The sequence below is a fragment of the Gaetbulibacter sp. PBL-D1 genome, from assembly GCF_050509525.1.
Classification (GTDB): Bacteria; Bacteroidota; Bacteroidia; order Flavobacteriales; family Flavobacteriaceae; genus Gaetbulibacter_B; species Gaetbulibacter_B jejuensis.
The window spans coordinates 160,624-182,995 of the sequence record NZ_JBNWKB010000002.1 but is presented as its reverse complement, the minus strand read 5'-3'; the positions used below and the strand labels follow the sequence as shown (position 1 = coordinate 182,995).

Annotated in this window: 20 protein-coding genes and 1 tRNA gene; 8 read left to right on the top strand and 13 right to left on the bottom strand. The window is 32.0% G+C overall.

Annotated features, from left to right (window positions below):
• Window positions 1–35: 35 nt before the first annotated feature.
• Window positions 36–455 carry an rRNA maturation RNase YbeY gene (ybeY, locus tag ACQ0RB_RS02775; RefSeq protein WP_430496323.1) on the bottom strand — a complete coding sequence of 140 codons (420 nt, stop codon included), beginning with the start codon at window positions 453–455 and terminating at the stop codon, window positions 36–38.
• Window positions 448–3,852 (bottom strand): DUF4175 family protein, encoded by a 3,405-nt coding sequence (locus tag ACQ0RB_RS02770; protein WP_430496322.1) that lies wholly within the window; start codon window positions 3,850–3,852, stop codon window positions 448–450. Before ACQ0RB_RS02770 ends, ybeY begins: the two co-directional genes overlap by 8 nt.
• A 119-nt stretch (window positions 3,853–3,971) precedes the next feature.
• On the opposite strand from ACQ0RB_RS02770, the gene ACQ0RB_RS02765 reads away from it, so the two are divergent.
• Together ACQ0RB_RS02765 and gltX are read left to right on the top strand one after the other, a co-directional pair.
• Window positions 3,972–5,012: an alkane 1-monooxygenase gene (locus tag ACQ0RB_RS02765; RefSeq protein ID WP_430496320.1), complete on the top strand. Its 1,041-nt coding sequence runs from the start codon at window positions 3,972–3,974 to the stop codon at window positions 5,010–5,012.
• Window positions 5,013–5,131: 119 nt separating this feature from the next.
• Window positions 5,132–6,646: a glutamate--tRNA ligase gene (gene gltX, locus ACQ0RB_RS02760; RefSeq protein WP_430496318.1), complete on the top strand. Its 1,515-nt coding sequence runs from the start codon at window positions 5,132–5,134 to the stop codon at window positions 6,644–6,646.
• A gap of 48 nt (window positions 6,647–6,694) precedes the next feature.
• Here the strand turns inward: gltX and ACQ0RB_RS02755 are convergent, their stop codons facing one another.
• The gene (locus ACQ0RB_RS02755) at window positions 6,695–7,378 is read right to left on the bottom strand and encodes a hypothetical protein (protein WP_430496316.1); all 684 of its coding nucleotides are present in this window, start codon (window positions 7,376–7,378) and stop codon (window positions 6,695–6,697) included.
• A 137-nt stretch (window positions 7,379–7,515) separates the two neighbouring features.
• Here ACQ0RB_RS02755 and ACQ0RB_RS02750 point away from each other — a divergent pair, with 137 nt between their 5' ends.
• A complete protein-coding gene (locus tag ACQ0RB_RS02750) occupies window positions 7,516–8,445 on the top strand; it encodes an SPFH domain-containing protein (RefSeq protein WP_129759800.1) in 930 nt (309 codons plus the stop codon).
• Window positions 8,446–8,476: 31 nt separating this feature from the next.
• Here the strand turns inward: ACQ0RB_RS02750 and ACQ0RB_RS02745 are convergent, their stop codons facing one another.
• From ACQ0RB_RS02745 to ACQ0RB_RS02730, 4 genes are all read right to left on the bottom strand, one after another.
• On the bottom strand, window positions 8,477–8,683 hold the full coding sequence (locus ACQ0RB_RS02745; RefSeq protein WP_131506399.1) for a hypothetical protein: 207 nt from the start codon (window positions 8,681–8,683) through the stop codon (window positions 8,477–8,479).
• 54 nt (window positions 8,684–8,737) lie between these two features.
• Window positions 8,738–9,892: a GNAT family N-acetyltransferase gene (locus ACQ0RB_RS02740; RefSeq protein ID WP_430496314.1), complete on the bottom strand. Its 1,155-nt coding sequence runs from the start codon at window positions 9,890–9,892 to the stop codon at window positions 8,738–8,740.
• 62 nt (window positions 9,893–9,954) lie between these two features.
• A complete protein-coding gene (locus ACQ0RB_RS02735) occupies window positions 9,955–10,437 on the bottom strand; it encodes a DUF1761 domain-containing protein (protein ID WP_430496312.1) in 483 nt (160 codons plus the stop codon).
• Window positions 10,438–10,505: 68 nt separating this feature from the next.
• A complete protein-coding gene (locus tag ACQ0RB_RS02730; protein WP_430496310.1) occupies window positions 10,506–12,503 on the bottom strand; it encodes a glutamine--tRNA ligase/YqeY domain fusion protein in 1,998 nt (665 codons plus the stop codon).
• Between the two features lie 84 nt (window positions 12,504–12,587).
• Here ACQ0RB_RS02730 and folB point away from each other — a divergent pair, with 84 nt between their 5' ends.
• A complete protein-coding gene (folB, locus tag ACQ0RB_RS02725) occupies window positions 12,588–12,953 on the top strand; it encodes a dihydroneopterin aldolase (RefSeq protein WP_129759805.1) in 366 nt (121 codons plus the stop codon).
• Window positions 12,954–13,044: 91 nt separating this feature from the next.
• A tRNA-Cys gene (locus ACQ0RB_RS02720) sits at window positions 13,045–13,115 on the top strand.
• Window positions 13,116–13,148: 33 nt separating this feature from the next.
• Here ACQ0RB_RS02720 and ACQ0RB_RS02715 read toward each other — a convergent pair.
• From ACQ0RB_RS02715 to rnr, 4 genes are all read right to left on the bottom strand, one after another.
• Window positions 13,149–13,823 carry a LysE family translocator gene (locus ACQ0RB_RS02715; RefSeq protein ID WP_129759806.1) on the bottom strand — a complete coding sequence of 225 codons (675 nt, stop codon included), beginning with the start codon at window positions 13,821–13,823 and terminating at the stop codon, window positions 13,149–13,151.
• A 45-nt stretch (window positions 13,824–13,868) separates the two neighbouring features.
• Entirely contained in the window at window positions 13,869–14,543 is a 675-nt protein-coding gene (locus tag ACQ0RB_RS02710) for a head GIN domain-containing protein (RefSeq protein ID WP_343795275.1), read from the bottom strand.
• Between the two features lie 89 nt (window positions 14,544–14,632).
• Window positions 14,633–14,932, bottom strand: coding sequence for a heavy metal-binding domain-containing protein (locus ACQ0RB_RS02705; RefSeq protein ID WP_131506405.1), 300 nt, complete (start codon window positions 14,930–14,932; stop codon window positions 14,633–14,635).
• A 1-nt stretch (window position 14,933) separates the two neighbouring features.
• Window positions 14,934–17,123 carry a ribonuclease R gene (gene rnr / locus ACQ0RB_RS02700; protein WP_418508790.1) on the bottom strand — a complete coding sequence of 730 codons (2,190 nt, stop codon included), beginning with the start codon at window positions 17,121–17,123 and terminating at the stop codon, window positions 14,934–14,936.
• A gap of 884 nt (window positions 17,124–18,007) precedes the next feature.
• On the opposite strand from rnr, the gene rpiB reads away from it, so the two are divergent.
• From rpiB to ACQ0RB_RS02685, 3 genes are read left to right on the top strand one after another with little or no spacing between them, the layout of a single operon-like run.
• Window positions 18,008–18,442, top strand: coding sequence for a ribose 5-phosphate isomerase B (rpiB, locus tag ACQ0RB_RS02695; protein WP_129759810.1), 435 nt, complete (start codon window positions 18,008–18,010; stop codon window positions 18,440–18,442).
• Between the two features lie 25 nt (window positions 18,443–18,467).
• Window positions 18,468–19,379, top strand: a complete 912-nt coding sequence (locus ACQ0RB_RS02690) for a cation diffusion facilitator family transporter (protein WP_430496306.1) — start codon at window positions 18,468–18,470, stop codon at window positions 19,377–19,379.
• A complete protein-coding gene (locus tag ACQ0RB_RS02685) occupies window positions 19,379–19,825 on the top strand; it encodes a GNAT family N-acetyltransferase (RefSeq protein ID WP_134198323.1) in 447 nt (148 codons plus the stop codon). Before ACQ0RB_RS02690 ends, ACQ0RB_RS02685 begins: the two co-directional genes overlap by 1 nt.
• A 1-nt stretch (window position 19,826) precedes the next feature.
• On the opposite strand, the gene ACQ0RB_RS02680 is transcribed toward ACQ0RB_RS02685, so the two are convergent.
• A complete protein-coding gene (locus tag ACQ0RB_RS02680) occupies window positions 19,827–20,666 on the bottom strand; it encodes an OmpA family protein (protein WP_131506409.1) in 840 nt (279 codons plus the stop codon).
• Window positions 20,667–20,734: 68 nt separating this feature from the next.
• On the bottom strand, window positions 20,735–22,369 hold the full coding sequence (locus ACQ0RB_RS02675) for a S41 family peptidase (RefSeq protein ID WP_134198322.1): 1,635 nt from the start codon (window positions 22,367–22,369) through the stop codon (window positions 20,735–20,737).
• Window positions 22,370–22,372 lie beyond the last annotated feature (3 nt).

The window sequence follows — 22,372 nt, the reverse complement described above, 5'->3', positions numbered from 1 at the left end:
TGTTCAAAATTTTGGGATGCAAATATACAGCGAAATTATTGTAAATCAACCAATACCTTCATGTACTGTTCTTCCTTTGCTCGCATTACCTTGGCATCTTCATCGGTCTTATCTTTATAACCACAATAATGAAGTATACCATGAATTATCACTCTAGACAATTCTACATCAAAATCTACTTTAAAATCCTTTGCGTTATCTTCTACTCTTTCTACGGAAATATAAATATCGCCATATAGGTGTTTTCCTACCGAATAGTCGAAGCTAATAATATCAGTTAGCGTATCGTGATCCAAAAATTCTACATTAATTTTATGCAAATAGTCATCGTCACAAAATATGTAATTGATATCTCCTAAGCTGCAACCTTCGTTTTGTATCGTTTCTTTTATCCATTGTTCAAAAATGGTTTCATTGGATAATTGAAACTGGGTTTCGTAGTTAAAACTAATCATCTGATTTTTTAAAGTACTCTTGAACTTTCTTTTTATAAACTTGGTGCAAAGGTAATGCTTGTCGGTTTAAAATTTCAGTAGTATTAAAATATTCTTTAGCCTTTGGAATTTGGTCTGTAGTGGTGTTATTAAACTGTTTGTCGTTAGTTTCAGATTTTCGTTTATTATCCTGACCTTGAGTAAATGTAGCATCTTCTAACTTTAATAATTGATGCTGTAAGTCCATCATTTTTTGCAAGGTTTGATTGGTGAATCCTTTGTTTAATAAGTCCAATTCAATCTCTTCCATTTTCTCCAACAAATCTTTTCCTTGTCCTTGTAAACCGTCTTTAGCTAGCTTATCTTGTAGCGCTTGCCTTAATTGTTGCTGTTGCTGATAAATTCTAAACAACTCACCATTTAACTCTTCACTATTCCCTTCGCCATCGCCTTCTTGACTACCTTGTTGACTTCCGTTTTGTTTGCCTTGGTCACCTTCCTTCCCTTCATTTCCTTCTTTACCCTCATCGCCTTCTTTAGATTTTCCTTTCTCTCCTTTTTTCATGCCTTCTTCCATTTCTTTATTAAGTTCCTCTTGACTCTTAATAATATCTGGTAATTGCATTTCTTGTCCGCCACTTCCTGATTGACCAGAACCTTGTCCTGAACCTTGACCAGAAGAGGAATTCATTTGGGCTTCCATATTATCTAAAACATCGCTTAAAAAACTTGACAACTCATTTGTTGCTGTTATAGTGTATTGCTGCGTGGAAACACCTTGATAAATTTGATTTTCCGAAAGCTGAGACATAGACTTATCGATGTTAAAAAACACATCGGTAATTTGCTTATTTACTTGTTCGGAAAGCATTGGTTGACGCAGTGAAAGCGCAAATAAACTGTCGTCAATATGTTCAAAATGTTCTCTTAAAGTGTTCTGTTTGCGCAAGTGCTTGCCATATTGATTATGGTTAATGTCGATGCTTCTAAACTGATTCATTAAATTTTCTTGATCGAATGAAAACAGCACTAAGTTGTCTAAAATTTGACGAAGCATTGCCGCATCTTCCGAAAGCTGCTCTCCACTACCAGACATCATAGACTGCATCATTTTTGCACTCATTTGCTTCATTTTTTCTGAAGCTTTCTTTTGGCTTTGCTGTGCGTTATTTTGGTTTTCTTGCGAGTTTTGTTTATCGCCTTGTTGTTCGTTTTGTTCTTGCTGCTCTAATTGTTCAGAAGCTTCTTGCTGGTCTTTTTTAATGCTTTCTTCAGTAGCTTTATCATCAGGAATAGCAAATGGTTTTTTAAGGTCTTCGTTTTCCTTTTTTAACTCCTCTAACTCTTCTTGAAACTCTTCAAAAGCTTTATTTAATTCATCTTGAGCTTCTTTAGTGTTTTCTTCATCTTGCTTAGATAATTTATCTTGTTCTTCAGCAAGATTTTCTAATTCCTTTTGAAGTTTCTCGGTTTTTTTAGCCACATAATAGCGCTTGGTCAACTCCAAAAGTTGTTCTAAGCTACGTTGTTTATTTTTGTTTTGCTTAGCGAGTTCTTCTAGTTTTTCTGTAAGCTCTTCCTTTTGAATTTTGTCCTGAAGTTTTTCTAATTCTTCAAGTAATTTTTCATCTTCCTTAAGTTGTTGCTCGTTTTCGTTTAAACGTTTTTGAAGGTCTTCTTTAAATTGATCTTGTTCTTCATTTTGAAATTCCTCAAGGTTATCTTGAAGTTTTTTATTGAAGTTTTGCATCAATTGCTCCTGCTCTTTTTGACGTTTTAAAAAGTTTTCGAGTTTCTTTTTATCGTTGAAATTGAGCTCTTCTTTTTCCTTTTGATTTTTTGAAATTTCTTCGAGTTTCTTATCCTGATCTTTCAGTTTTTCAAAAGAATTGTTTAAGTCTTTTATGGTTTCGTTTTGCTCCTCTAATTGCTTTTGCTCTTCTTCATCTTTAGTCAACTTTCTATAACTAAACACCGAACTTTTAGTGCTTTTGTAATTATGGATTGCATCGTTATCAAACACCTGAAAATATAGATCATAATCGACACCTTCGGTAAGTTGTAGTTGGTTTGGGAACGCACTTACAAACTCGTCAAAATTAGATGAGCTAACAGGAATAGTTTCGGTCTTTTTATCACTATCATCATTTGAAGGGTAATACACCAACTGCAGTTTGCTCAATCCATAATCGTCACTAACCTGTCCGAAAAAATACAAGGATTGGTTATCAATTGAATCTTTTTCAACCTTTAATGTTAACTCAGGATAATCGTCTTTAATCACATTAATTGAAAACGCTAAATTTTCGTAATCTTTCAACGCATCATTACTTGTGCTAATACTGTACTCTAAATTGTTGTACAAGCGTTTATTAGCTTCAAAATTTCCATTGTCTAAAGGCTTAAACTGTATAGTATCTTGCGCGTAGAGTGCTACTGTATTTGTGGACTTAGTATTGACTTTCCAAGTAACGTTAGTCCCTTCTGGAACTGTTGTAGAACCTGTACTTTTAAGGGTTTCATCAGCTTTTTTGGTATGCGAAGGATAATCTAAAACCATTTCAAAATTCACCAGCTTAGGGATGTTTACCACATTTAAACTATATGTTTTAGAGTTAACATTATTTGCCGATAAATTAAATTCTATTTTATCTTTTGGTTGGGTAAACACATACTCAAATTGTCCTGGAGCTGTTTGCTGTAAAAAATAAGTTTCGTTGTTGTATTTTATTTGAGCGTTTTCAGGGATTACTTTTCCTATAGTAGAAACCAGAAGTTTAAAATCTTTGTTTTCAATAGCATTTAAATCTTCATTAACAACAAAAAACTGAAAAGGTGCAGGTGGCTCATACGCCACATTGTAATTCACCACACGTTCATAGCTATCGCTAAACCAATTTAGTTTTCCTGTTGCGTAAGAGAGCAACAAAATAGCAATTGGTATGGCTGCATATTTTAGATATTTGGCGTTTTTCTTGAAATTAACTGCCAATTTAAACGGAATTGGGCTCAATTCGGCAGATTTTTGTTCAATACTAGCCAATAGTAATTCAGAGTCTGCAGCATGCTGTTTTAGCTGAAGCACGTTAAGCAACTTATCATTTACTTCAGGAAAATGGTTTCCTATAATTTTTGAAGCGTCTTCATAGTTAATACCTTTTTGAAGTTTAAACAGTTTCGCTAAAGGAATGGCAATGAACTTTGCAAAAAGTCCAATCTCTACCGCAACAAACAACCAAAATAAAACAGTTCGTGCTGTAGGGTTCAACCAAAGTACATATTCAACAAAAAGGGTAAATAAAAGATACAACAAGCCAATGGCAAAAAATAAAATAATGCCTTTTAACAACTCATTAGTGTAAAATCGCCTAATAAATTGCTCTAGCTTAGCTTGTATTTCTTTAAAATGACTTGCCATACGGTTAAATAACTTACTAATATAAAATTTATTTTGGTCTGTAAATGCTTAAATTTTGGTAAGATTCTGTTAATTTCGAGAAGATGTATTAAATTTAAGACTAACATTTTGCTTTTGTTATGAAAGATTTTAAATACTTAGCTGCTTTTTCAATTCCAATTGTTGCGTGTATTGGCATCTACTTAAAAGGATATTTTTCTTACTTAACTCCTGTTTTTGCCTTTGTCATTATTCCTTTGCTAGAACTAGTGTTTCCTGTTGATACGCATAATTTATCTTCACAAGAAGTTGATAGTAAACTAAAACGTAAACTTTTTGATTGGTTACTGTATCTTAATCTTCCTTTGGTATATGGCCTACTCTTCTTTGGAATTTATGAAGCGACAACCTCAACAATTGAAACTTATGAATTTGTAGGTTTAATACTCTCTGTTGGTATTGTTTTGGGAGTTAATGGTATAAATGTGGCTCATGAACTTGGTCACAGACAATCCACCAACGAGCGTTTTATTGGAAAAGCCTTGTTGTTACCTTCATTGTATATGCATTTTTATATTGAACACAATTTTGGACATCATTTGCATGCAGCAACTCCTGAAGATCCTGCTACAGCAAGATACAATCAAAGCGTATATTCTTTTTGGATTACTTCAGTATTTAGACAATATGGCAATGCATGGAACATTCAACTAAAATTGCTAAAAAACGGCAAAAAAGGGTTCTTTTCAGCAAAAAATGACATGTTTTGGTACATTTTGCTTCAAACAGGCTATTTATTTACAATGTTTGCGTTGTTTGGAACTTTAGGTTTAATATTTGCGTTTTCGGCAGCAATTATAGGTTTTATACTTCTTGAAACGGTTAACTATATTGAACACTATGGATTGCTACGATTAAAAACTAAATCTGGCAGATACGAGCGCGTTAAAGAAATTCATTCCTGGAACTCCAACCATGTTATTGGAAGAATTGTGCTTTATGAACTCACAAGACATAGCGATCATCATTTTAAATCTTCTAAAAAATATCAAGTTTTAGATTGCCATGATGAGAGTCCGCAAATGCCTTATGGTTATCCAACCTCAATGGTTTTGGCAATGCTGCCTCCACTTTGGTTTAAAATTATGAATAAACGTGTTCCACGTGAAATGATTTCTTAAAAAGAGAAGAGAAAAAAGAAGATAGAAAAGAGACTGTTGTGCATTATCTTTCTCTTTATTCTATTTTCTTTGTTCTTTCTTCTGCTCTAGTCTATCTTTGCAGCCATAAACTAAAAACAATGTCAAAAAACGTTCGTGTGCGATTTGCACCAAGCCCAACAGGACCTTTACATATTGGAGGTGTAAGAACTGCACTTTTTAACTACTTATTTGCCAAAAAACACAATGGTACTTTTGTATTACGTATTGAAGATACTGACCAAAACCGTTATGTTGAAGGTGCTGAAGACTATATTGTAAAATCTCTTGAATGGTGCGGAATTCCTTTTGATGAAGGTCCAGAAAAGAATGAAAAATTTGGTCCTTACAGACAAAGCGAACGCAAACATTTATATAAAGAATATGCTGACAGATTAATTGCTGAGGGAAAAGCTTATTATGCGTTTGATACTGCTGAAGAATTAGATTTTCATAGAAAAGACCACGAGGCTAAAGGCAAAACCTTTATCTATAATTGGCATAACAGGCTAAAATTGAGTAACTCTTTATCACTTTCTGAAGATGAAGTAAACGCAAAATTAGAAGCTGGAGACGATTATGTGATTCGTTTTAAATCGCCTCAAGATGAGACACTTCATCTAAAAGATATTATTCGTGGTGATATTAAGATAGACACTAATATTTTAGATGATAAGGTATTATTTAAAGCTGATGGTATGCCAACTTATCACTTAGCAAATATTGTAGATGATCATTTAATGGAAATCACTCATGTTATTCGTGGTGAAGAATGGTTACCTTCTCTTGCTTTACATATTCAACTTTATGATGCTTTTGGATGGGAAGCTCCAGAATTTGCTCATTTACCTTTAATTTTAAAACCAACCGGAAAAGGAAAATTAAGCAAGCGTGATGGAGATAAATTAGGCTTTCCTGTGTTTCCTTTAGAATGGAAAGACCCAAATACTGGAGATGTATCTAGAGGTTATAAAGAAGATGGTTATTTTCCTGAAGCTGTGGTAAACTTTTTAGCCTTTTTAGGTTGGAATCCAGGAACAGAGCAAGAAATTTTCTCTTTAGAAAACTTAACTCAAGCGTTTGATTTAGCTAAAGTTAATAAAGCTGGTGCACGTTTTGATCCTGATAAAACCAAATGGTTTAACCACCATTATATGCAAGAACAAGACAACTATGATTTAGCTGTTACGTTTAAAAATTCTAAAGCTGAATTATCTGAAATTGACACACAGTATATTGAACTAGCAATAGGATTAATTAAAGAACGTGCCACTTTTGTGAGTGATTTTTGGGATTTGAGTCATTTTTTCTTTGTAACTCCTACTGAATATGATGAAAAATCAGCTAAAAAAGCATGGAAAGAAGATTCATTAGACTTAATGAAAGAACTTATTCTTGTTATAGAATCTGTTGATGATTTTACAGTTGAAAACCTTCAAACCGTTGTAAAAGGTTGGATAACTTCAAACAATATTGGTTTTGGAAAAGTAATGATGCCTTTACGACTAGCTCTTGTTGGTGCTTTACAAGGACCTGATGTGTTTGATATTATTTACATGATAGGTAAAAACGAAACTGTACAACGTATACAAAACCTTACCAATAATTTAAAGTAAAAAAAAGCGAGTTGTAACAACTCGCTTTTTTATTTTATTCTTTATCGTTTAGAAGACAATAATAGCTGTAAAGGCAAGCATAGACTGGTTTCCTTTAAACTTGTTGTTTCCTCCTGTTGTGTCTAAATCATTATTGTTATTAAGTTTATTGAGCATGTTTGTAAACCCATAAATGTATTGCGCTCTTAACTTAAACCCTTTAAAGCCTGCTGTAGCTCCTACTGCTCCATTGACATTAAACTGTGAAATTCCTGTGATATCTTTAGCTAAAAGATTGTTATAGCTTCCAATAATGTAGTTTTCGTGGTTGTCATCTTTTAATTCCAATTCGCTATTGTATTGAATCATTGGTCCCACATCAACAGTAATGTAATCTTGTAAAACCTTAGCGTGAAACAAAAAAGCCACTTGCGCTGTAAACAATTTATAATCTATTTCTTCTTCATTAGCAATTACATTTGATGGTCTAGCAAAAACACCAACATTGTTTTCAGATAATTGAATGTTATAACTAACTGTGTACCATTTATGAGGTAAATCGACCGTTGCGCTTAAGCCTCCTATCCAACCTTCGCCTTTTACTGTTTGAAAGTTGTCCGTAATAATGTCAAATTGGGTCAGTCCTCCATATATTCCTATACCATTTTTTATAGAATATCGTTGGTGTTGTGATAATGCAGTTGTAACAAAAGCTATACTAAATGCTACTAATAAGAAAAGTTGTTTTTTCATGATTTTGTTTTTTGAGGGATGAACAAACCTAATCATTTTTTGATTTAAACTTTGGTAATTCGTAAAAAATATGGTGCTTCATTAAAATATAACTTAAATTAGTAAACAAATATTTCCTAACCATTAAAAAACTTGTTATGGGCGAATTTATCTTATTTCCAATTATTTTTTTCGGATTAATCGTTTTAATCTCTTCCTTCTTTATTGTTAAGCAACAATCAGCTGCCATTATTGAACGTTTTGGTAAATTTCAAAGCATTCGTCATTCTGGACTTCAAATGAAAATCCCTTTAATCGATCGTGTAGCTGGTCGTTTGAGCTTAAAAATTCAACAGCTCGATGTGATTATTGAAACCAAAACGTTAGATGATGTTTTTGTGCGCTTAAAAGTTTCGGTTCAGTATATGGTAATAAAAGATAAAGTTTACGATGCGTTTTATAAATTAGATTATCCACATGATCAAATTACTAGTTATGTATTTGATGTGGTTCGTGCCGAAGTGCCTAAAATGAAACTAGATGATGTATTCGTTAAAAAAGACGATATCGCCATTGCTGTAAAAGCCGAATTAAATGATGCAATGTTAGAGTATGGTTTTGACATTATTAAAACCTTAGTGACTGATATTGATCCTGACTCTCAAGTAAAAGCTGCAATGAACAGAATTAATGCTTCAGAGCGTGAAAAAATAGCTGCTCAATACGAAGGTGATGCAGCACGTATTTTAATTGTTGAAAAAGCAAAAGCAGAAGCTGAAAGTAAGCGTTTACAAGGTCAAGGTATTGCTGATCAAAGACGTGAGATTGCTCGTGGTTTAGAAGAATCTGTTGAAGTTCTAAATCGCGTTGGTATTAACTCACAAGAAGCCTCTGCATTAATAGTTGTAACACAACATTACGACACTTTACAATCGTTAGGAGAAGAAACTAATAGTAACTTAATTTTATTACCAAACGCTCCTCAAGCAGGAAGCAATATGCTTAATGATATGGTGGCTAGTTTTGCTGCAAGTAACCAAATTGGAGAAGCTATGAAAGAAGCTAGAAATAAAAAGAAAGAAGACTAATTATTTATATTATAAAGTAAAAGCCTCAAAGTTATTTTGAGGCTTTTTTGTGTTTATTAATTAGTTGTTTTAAACTTTCTAAATAATCCTCAAGTGCTTTGTTATTGACTTTTGGATGCTCCATATTAGGAATCGTCATTGGGTTTTCATCCAAATGCTCATAAATTTCAGGGTAATTGGTTTCAATTTCTCTCGTTAATACTGATATTTCTGTTATTAAATCCTTTGCAGTTTCCATAGTATTTGAGTTTATCTTAAAATACAAAAAATATAACCCAAACAGTATTAAGAATTAGTTAAAAGGATGACGTTCTTCCCAATCTCTTGTTGGATTCATTAGGCTAAAAATCAATTTTAAAGCAGCATTTAACAACACGTTTGTATGCCTTAAGTATATGAACATGTTTTTAGGTTTTGCACCTACCGAACTCTTTATTTCCATTGCTGTTCTTGCATAAACAGTATGTTCAAATTTGTTGTTTATAGCAAATTCTGCCATATCGTACAGCATATTCAAATACAATTGATGGTTGTATTGATGTGCACTATCATACCCAAGAAAATAGGTTTCAAGCACCTTATTATTCAGAATTAATGTATAAAAACCTACAAGAGTACCATCAAGATAATACGCAAAGACTTTAAATTGGTCTTTTAGCTCTTTTTTAAGCGTGTAGAAATGATTTTTAGGAAGTATAAAGGTATTTATCCTTGCATTATCAGAAACGTTCTTATAAAGCCTAAATAACAATTCAGAATGAGTTTCAATAGCATCAAGGTTTAATTCTTTTTTTTGAATAGCACTCGCCTTTTTACGAGCTGTTTTTAAACGTCTTCGGTATTTTTTATTTAAACTGGTTTGATAATCGTTAAAGGTATTCCAATTCTTATGCGTTGGCATAATCATATTGGGTTGAACCGAGACTTTTCTGAATGCATTCGTTTTAAACAATTCTGAATACGAATGAATAGAATCATCTTCAAAATAGTCTTTAAAAATTAAGGTCCTTATGGTTTTTCCTTTTGATGATTTTATATCTTTTTTCAACTGATACACAGCCTCAAAAACACAGAAAAGAAAATCACGTTCTGATATGGCTTCAGTATTAAAATAGAAACCGTGTTGTCCTGTATGCATAAGGTTTCCAACAACCAAAACATTTCCTTTAAGTACTTTAGAAACATAATGTTTTACGCGTTCTTGAAAACAAGAGTCTTTATGGTTTCTAAAAATATCTTCAACATACAATTGCACACGCTGAATGATAGCAATACCCACTAAATTTTCAGCATTAAAAACACCTACATAATACCATGACATATTATCTGGTGAGGCGTTTTCAACAGCAGTTAAATAGGGTTTTTGGAGAAATACATCATGCGTGGTTAGTACTTGCCACGAATCAGGTAAATCGTTTTGAGAATTGTATATTTTAAAGTGTATCAATGTAAAAAGAAAAAGACTGAACGCTTATGTCAGTCTTTTTATGTTATAATTCATTACAAAATTTATTGCCATCCGCAAACAATGCCTCCCATGATTGCCATAGTAACAATCCAATAGCCAGCATTAATAAAAATATATTTTGCGCCTTTTCTTTCAAACAATGCATTGGTTCCAAGAATTGGTAATGCGATAAAGATTCCTGCAATTGTGCCATGTAAAGCACCATGTTTAAAGGTTCTAAAAGCAGTACCATAATCTGCCATAAATGCTTCAAAAGATGGTTTTGCAAGACTAGGATCGCCACCAACCATACCTAAAGCACCAGTTTGATGAATGGTTAAAAACTGTAAAGCAAAGGCTAATAAGAACGCAAAAATAAATACAAGGATAAAAATTTTAGCCATATTGGCACCTTGCATTTTTTCTTCGGTCATGTCTGCAGCTTTCATCCAAGCTGTACCAAATACTTTTGGATTGTACCAAATTGCACCAATTATCAATGCAGAAACTGCAGCTGCTAAAAGTGCTAAAAAATTGATTTCCATAATTAAATGTTTTAGTTAGTGTACTAAAGATAGTAATTATTGAAATACAATTTCTGTTTTATTATCTATTAAAGCGCTTTAGCTTCTTCTACCAACAATGCATTTTTATCTTCTAAAGCTTTTTCTATAAACTCATTAATAGCATCGTTTTTTTCTAAACCATTTGCTAATAACACTTTTAAAGTAAGCATAGCGGCAATGCGTGTTCCAACCTTTTTTACAGCAGTTCCAAATAAAGGTTCTAACTCATCATAACTAACCTCATTGGCAAGTTCAAGAATTTCTGCCTTTACTTTTGCTTGTTTATCTTCTGGGTAATTCGTGTACTTTTTTCCTAATTGCTGAATAACATTAATTGCTTTACGCTGTTGTTGCGGTTTAGGTTTGTTTTGTTGTTGCGGTTTTTCTTGTGGTTTTTGTTTTTCCCAAGTATCACGCAATCCAACTGTTTTATTAAATACTAAAGCATTAGATGTAGAATCGTTATCAACATTAAAATATCCTAAACGTTGAAATTGGAACCTATCTCCTACTTTAGCTTCTTTTAAACTAGGCTCAACAAATGCTTTGGTAATGTTTAACGAATTAGGATTTAAAAATTCCATAAAGTCTTTGTCTTGGTGACTATCTGGAGCTTCATCCATAAACAAACGATCATATTCTCTAACTTCAGCTTCAACAGCATGCTTAATTGATACCCAATGTAGTGTTCCTTTTACTTTTTTAGACGTATCAGTATCATAAGTACAATGTACTTCGGTAATGTTTCCGTTAGCATCTTTTACAACCTCATTTGCTTGAATGATGTAAGCATTTTTTAAGCGAACTTCACCACCAAGTTTTAACCGGAAAAACTTACTTCCTGCTTCTTCTTTAAAATCAGCTTTTTCAATATATATTTCTTTTGAAAAAGGAACTTCTCTAGAACCTGCTTGTTCGTCTTCAGGATTATTTTCAGCCTCTAACCATTCTACTTTATCATCTGGATAATTTGTAATCACCACTTTTAATGGATCTAAAACTGCCATAACACGTGGTGCAGTTTTGTTTAAGTGATCACGAACACAAAATTCTAATAAAGACACATCAATCACATTCTCGCGTTTAGCAACACCAACACGCTCAATGAAATTTCGGATAGATTCTGGTGTATAACCACGACGTCTTAAACCAGAAATAGTAGGCATTCTAGGATCATCCCAACCGTTTACAATACCATCTTCAACCAATTTAAGTAGCTTACGCTTACTCATAATGGTATAACTTAAATTTAAACGTGCAAACTCACGCTGTTTAGGAAGCATTGGATAGGTGTTTTTTGAATACTCATACACTTGCTCTTTAAACCAGTCGTAAAGCTCTCTATGCGGCTTAAATTCAAGCGAACATAAACTATGCGAAATTTGCTCAATATAATCACTTTCACCATGTGTCCAATCGTACATTGGGTAAATACACCAATCGTTTCCTGTTCTATGATGTGCTTTTTTAAGAATACGATACATGATTGGGTCACGCATTAACATATTAGGATGTTGCATGTCAATTTTTGCACGTAAAATATGATCGCCTTCGTTGAATTCGCCAGCTTTCATACGTTCAAACAATTCTAGGTTTTCTTCAACCGAACGATTGCGATAAGGACCATCAACTCCTGGTTGTGTTGGAGTTCCTTTTTGTTCTGCCATCGCTTCACTAGATTGCGAATCGACATAGGCTTTACCTTCTTTTATTAATAAAACAGCCCAATCGTATAATTGCTGAAAATAATCTGAAGAGTATAATTCATTTTCCCATTGATAACCTAACCACGCTACGTCTTTCTTAATAGCATCAACATATTCTTGCTCTTCTTTAGCTGGATTGGTATCATCAAAACGAAGATTTACAGGTGCGTTATACTTTTCACCCAAACCAAAACTAATACCTATGGCTTTAGTATGCCCAATGTGTAAATAACCGTTTGGTTCTGGTGGAAAACGAAAACGTAATTTAGAAGCTTCTAATCCGTTTGCTAAATCTTCTTCTATAATATGCTCAATAAAATTTAGTGATTTGTCACTCATAATATATATCTAAATAGGGCTACAAATTTAAAGGAAATAACTATAAAATAAGTGAATAATATATCTTTGTAAAAAAATAGTATTTTGGGAATTATAAAAGTTGAAAACATTAGGATTTATGCACACCATGGATGTCTTACAGAAGAAACAAAAATTGGTAGTGATTATAGAGTAGATTTAGAAGTTGAAGCTAATTTAAAAGAATCTGCTAAAACTGATGCTTTAAGTGATACTGTAGATTATGTGTTTTTAAACAGAATAGTAAGAGAGGAAATGGGACAACCATCTCACCTACTTGAAACTGTTGCTAAACGCATCATTAAGCGTATTTTAAAAGAAGATAAAAAAGTTAAAAAGGTTACTGTTTGTGTAAGTAAATTAAACCCTCCAATAGGTGGTGACGTAGAAATGGTAACGATAAAAATGACAGAAAGACGAAAAAATAAGTAGTAAATAGTGTAAAAACTTTATTTTTTTTACATTTGCCAACTCTTATTTTCTATTTAAGAAAATTGAGAGTTCTGCTTTCGCAGAAATAATTGGCGTCATGGCCGAGTGGCTAGGCAGAGGTCTGCAAAACCTTCTACAGCGGTTCGAATCCGCTTGACGCCTCAAAAACCTTCAAGTATTACTTGGAGGTTTTTTTTATAGCCTATGTTCAATTTCTTCTTGAATGCGTTCTTTTCCTTTAGGAAATATGCCTTGAACTAATAATAATACACCAAAACCTAAAATCACTAAAGCAATGATTTTTTTAGTTTTGTAAATGAGTCTTGGTGTTAATTTGTTACGTAATCTTTTTGCGATAGCTATTTTTACTAAATCTACAAGAAAATAAACGGTAAGCATTGTAGCTATAAAAACAGTAACTCCATTTTCAGATTCGGTAATAGAACTTCCAATAACGATAAATCCTAACCATCCTAAAAGTACTCCTATATTAATAAAATTGAGTAAAAATCCTTTAATGAATAATTTACCATATGCATTTTTAGGCATTTCAACTTTATGATATTCTCTAACGATTGTGCGGAAGGATTTTGATGTTTTTATAAAAGAAATAACACCATAAACCACTAAAAGAGCTCCACCAAAAATTAAGAAATTAGGATCGTCTTTTATCTTATCGATAAGCTTATTGGTACTATAAAAAGCGACTAGGATAAAAACAATATCAGCGAAAATAACTCCAAAATCAAATACTAAAGCGCTTTTAAATCCTTTGGTAGCACTAGTTTCTAGCAGTACAAAAAATACTGGACCAATAGTGAATGCTAGGATTATTCCGAAGGGAATTGCAGCTAAAATATCATCAAACATATAGGAAATAAGTTTCCTACAAAGCTAATAAAAAAGACGTATTAATTAGTTCATACGTTTAATTCTTCCACCTAACATTGTGTCTTCGTTTACTGTAGCAGGACTTCCATAAATATTTACATCTCCTCCTGCTCTAACTTTAGCATCAACTAATTTAGATGCATTAACATCAGCTTCACCAGCTGCTTTAATACTTACAGTAGTATTTTGGGTCTCGAAAGCTTTACCTTCATAAACACCTCCTGTGTTAAGTACTATATCTTGAGATTCGGCTTTTCCTCTGGTTTCAACTACTCCACCAGAAACTGCTTTGATGTCAACTTTTTTAACATCCAATCCTATTTTAAGTCGAGCACCTTCTTGAGATTTCAGTTCTATATAATCTTGTTTTATAAGCTCATTTGAAGAAATAAAAGCACCTTCGTTACCATCAATAATATCTAACTTAGTGTAATGTACAGCAACAAATGTTCTGTCACCATTAAAGATTTTATTAAACTTCATTCTTATTTTAAGTTTTCCATCTTTATTGATAACTTCTACATCATCAATATCATCACCTGTGATTTCAACTTTGTTAACGTCTGATTTAACTAAATTCACTTCTATCCTATCAAAAACTTTTACTTCGGTAAAATCTCCTACTCCTTTTTCTTTAGGATTTTGTGCTGTTATAATTGAAGTTAATGCTATAAATGCAATGGTTATAAACGTTTTCATGTGTATGTGTTTTATTATATTTACGTGTACTATTATAGTAAAGATGTTATAAAAACGTTATTGTTACAGTAATTGTACCAAAAATTGAATTAAGCCACAGAAACTGCGGTTCCTGTTACTGAAACTATTATGGCTGTTGTGTTAGGAAATGTTTCTATGTCTAAATGTATTCCAACTACAGCATTTGCTTTTAAATTGATTGCATTTTGTTGTAATTTTTGAAAAGCATCTTCTTTTACTTCGTTTATACTTTGCTCTAACGAGTTATAAAATTTATCCATACTGAAGGAGAATGATACTTTTTTACTATTTACGCCTACTCCAGTTACCAAACCTAAATAATCTATAATTTGATGTCCTTCAATGGTATTTGTGGTTGTTAAAATCATATTACTCGTGTTTTCCTATTAATGTAAAATCTAAATGTTTTTTAACTAAATCGGTTTCTTTTACTTTTACAATCACTTCATCACCTAATTGATACATGTTTTTGGTTTCGCGACCTACAATAGCGTATTGGCTTTCGTCAAACTCGTAATAATCGTCTTTTATATCACGAATTCGAACCATACCTTCGCATTTGTTATCAATAATTTCTACATAAATTCCCCAATCTGTCACTCCTGAAATAACGCCTACAAATTCTTCGTCTTTATGATCTTGCATAAATTTAATTTGCATGTATTTGATACTATCTCGTTCAGCTTTTGTTGCTAAATATTCCATATTACTGGAATGTTTACATTTGTCTTCATAAATAGCTTCATTAGCGCTTTTTCCGCCATCTAAATAATGTTGTAGTAAACGATGTGCCATAACATCAGGATAACGACGTATAGGCGATGTAAAATGACTGTAATAGTCAAATGCTAATCCGTAATGACCTATGTTGTGCGTGGTATACTCTGCTTTACTCATACTGCGTATCGCAAGCGTATCAACCAGGTTTTGTTCTTTTTTACCAGCAACATCTTTTAATAAATTGTTTAATGAAGCTGTTGTACTTTTTCGGTCTTTAAAATTGAGTTTATAACCAAAACGTCCAACAATATTTTGTAAAGCTGCCAATTTACTATCGTCTGGTTCGTCGTGCACACGATATATAAAAGTTTTTTCTGGTTTTTGTTTTCCTATAAATTCGGCTACTTTTTTATTTGCTAACAGCATAAATTCTTCAATTAACTTGTTAGCATCTTTTGAAGTTTTAAAGAACACACCAACCGGATTATTGGTTTCATCTAGGTTGAACTTCACTTCTACTTTATCAAAAGAAATGGCACCAGAACGCATACGTTTAGAACGCATTTTTTTAGCCAATTCATCAAGTTTTAATGTAGCATCGGCTATTTTTTGATCAGTTTTATAAGCTTTTCCTGTAAGAGATACTTCGGCAGGAATTTCGTTTGTTTTAGATTCTATAATGGCTTGCGCTTCTTCGTATGCAAAACGTGCATCACTATAAGTGACTGTTCTACCAAACCATTGGTCTTTAACTTCAGCTTTATCATTGATTTTAAAAACGGCTGAAAAGGTATATTTTTCTTCATGTGGTCGTAGTGAACACGCGTTGTTAGATAGAATTTCGGGTAGCATTGGTACCACGCGATCTACTAAATATACTGAAGTTGCACGCTCGTAAGCTTCGTCATCTAAAACTGTATCTGGTTTTACGTAATGTGATACATCGGCAATGTGAATACCAACTTCGTATAAACCATCATCTAACACTTGAAATGATAGGGCATCATCAAAATCTTTAGCATCTTTAGGATCAATAGTAAACGTCAGTACATCTCGCATATCACGACGTTTAGCAATTTCTTCTTTCGTAATTGAAGTATCTATATTATTGGCATAATTTTCTACCTCATACGGGAATTCGTAAGGCAAACCATATTCAGCTAAAATGGCATGAATTTCGGTATTATGATCTCCTGGTTTTCCTAGAACTTTTATTACTTTTCCGTAAGGAGAATCAGCTTTTTCAGGCCAATCTTCAAGAGATACTAGTACTTTGTCACCATCTTCAGCTTTAAAGGTTTTATTAATTGGTACAAAAATATCTTTGTACATTTTATTGCTATCTGGTACTACAAAAGCATAGTTGCTATGTAATTGAATGACACCAACATATTCGCTTTTTGCACGTTTTATAATTTCGGTAATTTCACCTTCAAACTTACCACGTTTACGACGTTTATAAACATAGAATTCTACTTCGTCTCCATCTAACGCTTTATTTATATTGTTTGAAGCAATGTAAACGTCTTCATCAAAATCGTCACAAATAACGTAACCTGAACCTTTAGCGTTTAAGTCTAGAATACCTGTGTGATATTCTGCAGTAACAATGGCTTTAAATTTACCACGATCTACTTCTTCTATTTCTTGTTTCGCTTTAAGTTGCTGAAGTTTTTTTATAATTTGATTTCTGCTACTGGCATCATTTACACCAAGTTTAGCAGCTATTTGTTTGTAGTTAAACGTTTTATTTTTCTCTTTTTTTAAAATACTTAAGATTGTATTAGTAAGGTTGGAAATCTTGTTATGTGAAGGTTTCCTTTTTTTCTTTCTTGCCATGTATTATGTAATCATTTTCATTTCCTAATTAAAGATAGGAATCTGTTATTTTATAACCTAATAAAAGTGAAGTACTGGTTATAAGTTTACTCGATAATCGAGATTTAAATCTTCCTAGGCTTGCTTCGACATTAAAACTCTTTTCTTATTCATGCCTTAAGTGCTTGCACCAAGTTATTTGATACAAAGCTACGATTTAAATATTAAATGAATTATCAGCCTAGATTAATTAATAGTTTTATAACACAATGAAATAATAAATAGAAGACTATTATTTGATAAAATAAACAGAAAGCAGTTATTCACATTTATATATATAATATCTTTTCTTTTTAAAAATTTAAAAAAAATATTAATGATTATTATTGTTTGTTAATAGCTGGAATAACTTTTTTAAATTTTATTTTGAAAACACGTAGTTTACATTCTATTGATATTTAGTTAACATTAGAAACGCATCTAATACATTCATTTTTAGAACTATTTTAAAAGCTATTAACAGCTGTTAATAACTCATGTTAATAACCAAATATTGATAATATTTTCAAATTTATATGTTTATAAACGTAAAAAAGATGGCTTAAAAGTCAGCTAAAAAAAGCGAAGTTATTTTTTGGTTTATTGGTTTCAATTTTTGTTTGTAAATAAAATTGAGATTTAAAAATATTTCTTTCAGAAAGAAGTAAACAGTTATTAACAAGTTATGAGCTACTATTTGATAAACTATTAACAATGCTAATTAATTGTTAACTATTACCTACATAACATAAGTGTTTATAAGGACATTTTGTACCTTTACTCAATAATTAAGATAGTAATGTTTTGATGTTTATTTCAACATTAAAATCTTATGTCTTTTACAACAACAACAACACAACAAAAACATGAAATTATCAATTGGTAACGACCACGCAGGTCCAGATTACAAAAAAGCTATTGTAAACCATTTAGAATCTAAAGGGTATTCTATTACAAACTATGGTACAGATACTGAAGATAGTGTAGATTATCCAGATTTTGTACATCCTGTAGCTAAAGATGTTAATAATAAAGAGGTAGATTTTGGAATTCTTATTTGTGGTAGCGCAAATGGTGTAGCTATGACAGCAAATAAATATCAAAATGTTAGAGCTGGCGTTTGCTGGACAAGCGAAATTACTGAACTCACACGATTACATAATAATGCAAATATTATCTGTATTCCTGCGCGTTTTACATCAATACCGCAAGCTATAAAAATGGTAGATGTATTTTTAAATACAGCTTTTGAAGGTGGTCGTCATCAAAATCGTATTGATAAGATTCCTTTATCTTGTTAATTACCAATTTTTAAGTTGGTAAACTATGAGTCATTCGCATGCACATAACCACGATCATAAAGATTTAAAAGGCCGAAAGCTTTTAATTACCATATTACTTAATACTGTAATTACAGTTGCTCAAGTAATAGGTGGTTTGGTTTCTGGTAGTTTATCGTTGTTAAGTGATGCGCTGCATAATTTTAGTGATGTACTGTCTTTAATTGTAAGTTATATAGCTTCAAAATTATCAAAGCAAAAAGCATCAATAAATAGAACTTTTGGTTATAAACGTGCCGAAATTTTAGCGGCTTTTGTAAATGCTGCAACCTTAATAATTGTTGCAGTAATACTTATAAAAGAAGCTGTTGAGCGTTTTAAAGATCCGCAAAATATAGAATCAAACCTTGTTATTTGGTTGTCTCTTATTGCAATAGCTGGTAATGGTTATAGTGTGTTACTGCTAAAAAAAGATTCTGATAATAATATTAATATAAAATCGGCTTACTTACACTTATTAACAGATATGTTAGCAAGTGTGGCAGTATTGATAGGAGGCTTATTAATGAAGTATTTTCAGCTGTTTTGGGTAGATAGTTTGCTTACCTTTTTAATAGCTGTGTATTTAATTTTTGTTGGCTATCATTTATTAAAAACATCTACTAAAATGCTGATGCTTTTTACACCAGAACATATAGATATTAAAGCTGTGGTTCGTGTTGTTAATAAGCTTCCAAAAGTGAATAAACTACACCATGTACATATATGGAATTTAAGTGATGACGAACTGCATTTAGAAGCGCATTTAGATTTAAAAGAAGATATTTCAACATCAGAATTTAATGACTTATTGTTAGAAATAGAAAACCTATTACATGACGAGTTTAATATAAATCATGTAACCATACAACCAGAGTTTAATAAAGAAGATCCTAAAGAAGTTATCGTACAAGACTAATGCTAGATATTACAACCAAAACATTTCAAGAATTAACTACTCAAGAATTATATGATATACTACAATTACGAAGCGAAGTTTTTGTTGTAGAACAAGATTGTGTATACCAAGATATTGATGGAAAAGACCAAAAAGCACTTCATGTTTTAGGTTATAAAAACAATGTTGTAGTAGCTTACACACGCATTTTTAAACCAGGAGATTATTTTGAAAAAGCTAGTATTGGTAGAGTTGTAGTTGCTAAAAAAGAACGCCAGCATAAATATGGTTATGATATTATGGAGGCTTCTATACAAGCTATAAAAGAACACTACAACGAAACCGACATAAAAATATCAGCGCAATGTTACTTAAATAAGTTTTATAATAATTTAGGATTTAAAGCAATAGGAGAAGACTATCTTGAAGATGGTATTCCGCATATAGCAATGGTTTACAAAGCGTAAACTAGTTATCTTGACCACCAACGTAGGTTACTAAAATTTCCACACGTCTATCATATTTTGGTTCGCCACCAAGCGGAAATTTACGACGCATACCAACATATTTCATTCGGCGTTTATCAACCCCTTTTTTAGCTAAATAGTCATAAATATATTTAGCTCTAGCTACAGAAAGATTTCGTTTTTTTGTTCTTCGGTCAATAGCATCTCTACTATTTTGCGTACAACACACATGACCTTGTATTGTAAAGTAAATGTCATCGCGTTCAACAAGTACTTTAGCAATGTCTTCTAATGTTTTTACTGATTCTGGAAGCAAATAGCTATAACCGGTTTTAAATAAAATATTGTCTAAAGTAAATTTATCACCAGCTTTAAGTTCGCCTTTTAAAGCATCTTTTACATCTTGTTTTTTAGGTTCTTCAACAACAACTCTAGGTGGATCATAAGGATGCACAATAATTTGAACTTTACGATTTAAACCACGTATTTTATTAATGTCTTCTTCTTTAACAAGTTTTAATAATACTTCTCCTTTTCCATCAACATTTGTAATGACAGACTCGTCAAACTCGTTATTTGAAAATATTTCTTTGATAGAATTTGCCCTTTGCTGTGATAAAACCAAGTTGTAATCATCACTACCTCTATCATCACAAAAGCCATAAATGGATATTTTTTCAATATCTAAACCTTCAATTTTTGATAAAAACATTAATAGTCTACTATGCTCAGTTTCAGGAACATCATATTTATCTGTTTCAAAATACACTTCGTGAGTAAGTTCTTTTTGAGCACAAACAAATTGAGATATTAAAAAGAGTAAGACTATTAGTTTTTTCATTTTTCTTTAAAAAAGGGGAATTAAAGATAAATTATTTTTATTTTTTAACATAAAATACAGTCAAATAATTAATTTAAATAACTTGAATATGTTGAAGGATTTTTAAGAATTTCCTTTGCTTTTTGAATTTCAAGGTTGTTAGCTAAATAATATTCATACAGTCCTTCTCTATAAAAATAACGTTTTACAATTTCATCAGATAAAAGCGATAGTAACTGGTCTTTATTATTATCTACAGCTCTATTTTTATAGGTATTTATGGTATTAATTAAGCTAGTATATTCATTGTTTATAGCAGCATAAATTTGCTCGTCATTGGCTACTTCCATAGCCTCTTCAAAAGCTTTTTCGGTTTTGGTTTCAAAGTTGAAATTATTCTTATCCAAAAAGGCTTTAAAATTATTGAAATCACTATCTGAAAGTTTAAACGATTTCAAATCTGTAACACTATTCTTGTAGTAATATTCAGTAGCATAATTAAATATTAAGTTGTCGTTTAAAATAGCGTTTGTAATTGGGCTATAAACCGATTCTACTAATTCCAAGTCAGGTTGAATTCCGCCACCATCGTAAACGGTTCTTCCTTTTTTGGTTTTAAATGCACTATAGTTTTCTTTTTTAACTCTGGTTGCTTTACCATTTTCATCTCTATTCCAGTAATCTAAAGCTTGTATACATCTTCCAGATGGTGTGTAATATCTAGAAATGGTTATTTTCATTTGAGTTCCATAAATAAGCGGTTTTGGTCGCTGTACAAGGCCTTTTCCAAAACTTCTTGCACCAACAACAACTGCTCTATCTAAATCTTGTAAAGCACCTGATACAATTTCGCTTGCTGAAGCACTTCTACCATCTATTAAAACCACTAATGGAATTTCGGTATCAATAGCTTCGCGTTGTGTGTAATAGGTTTTGTTGTATTTTTTAACTTTAGATTTTGTAGTAACTACCAACTGGTTTTGAGGTACAAAAATGTTAACAATATTTACAGCTTCACTCAGTAAACCACCAGGATTTCCTCTTAAATCCAATATTAATTTTTCGGCACCTTGGTTTTTAAGACTTCTTATAGCGTTAATGGTTTCGCTAGAGGCTTTATCATTAAACTTTCTTAAAACAACATAACCTGTTTTATCATTAATCATTGAAAAATGAGGAACAGCATGAATTTCTACTGCTTCGCGTTTTATAGCTGCTGTTTGTGTTTTTCCTTGTCTTACAAAAGTTACATTTACTGTTGTACCAGAAGCACCTTGTAATAAATTACCAGCATCATCTTTAAAATCGGCAACAACTACATTTTCAACTTTTATAATCTCATCACCAGCTTTTAAGCCTGCTTTATCTGCAGGATAATCCTTGTAAGGCTCCACAATTACCAACTTGTCTTTAAGTGTTAAAACGCTTGCTCCAATGCCTGTATAATCGCCAGTATTGTTTATACGAGCAGCTTCAACATCTTGCTCGTTCATAAAATTGGTATAAGGATCAAGGTCTTCTAACATGCTTTTAATGGCAGTATCCATTAAATCTCCAGGATTGGTTTCATCAACATAATTCATGTTTAGTTCCTTAAATAGCGTCGTGAAGATTTCAATTTGCTTTGCTATTTCAAAAAACTCACTTTTAAAAGCACTTGTCGTTACAAAAATTGAAAGCGCCAAAACAGGAATGAATATTCTTTTTCGTAGTAATGTTTTCATCTT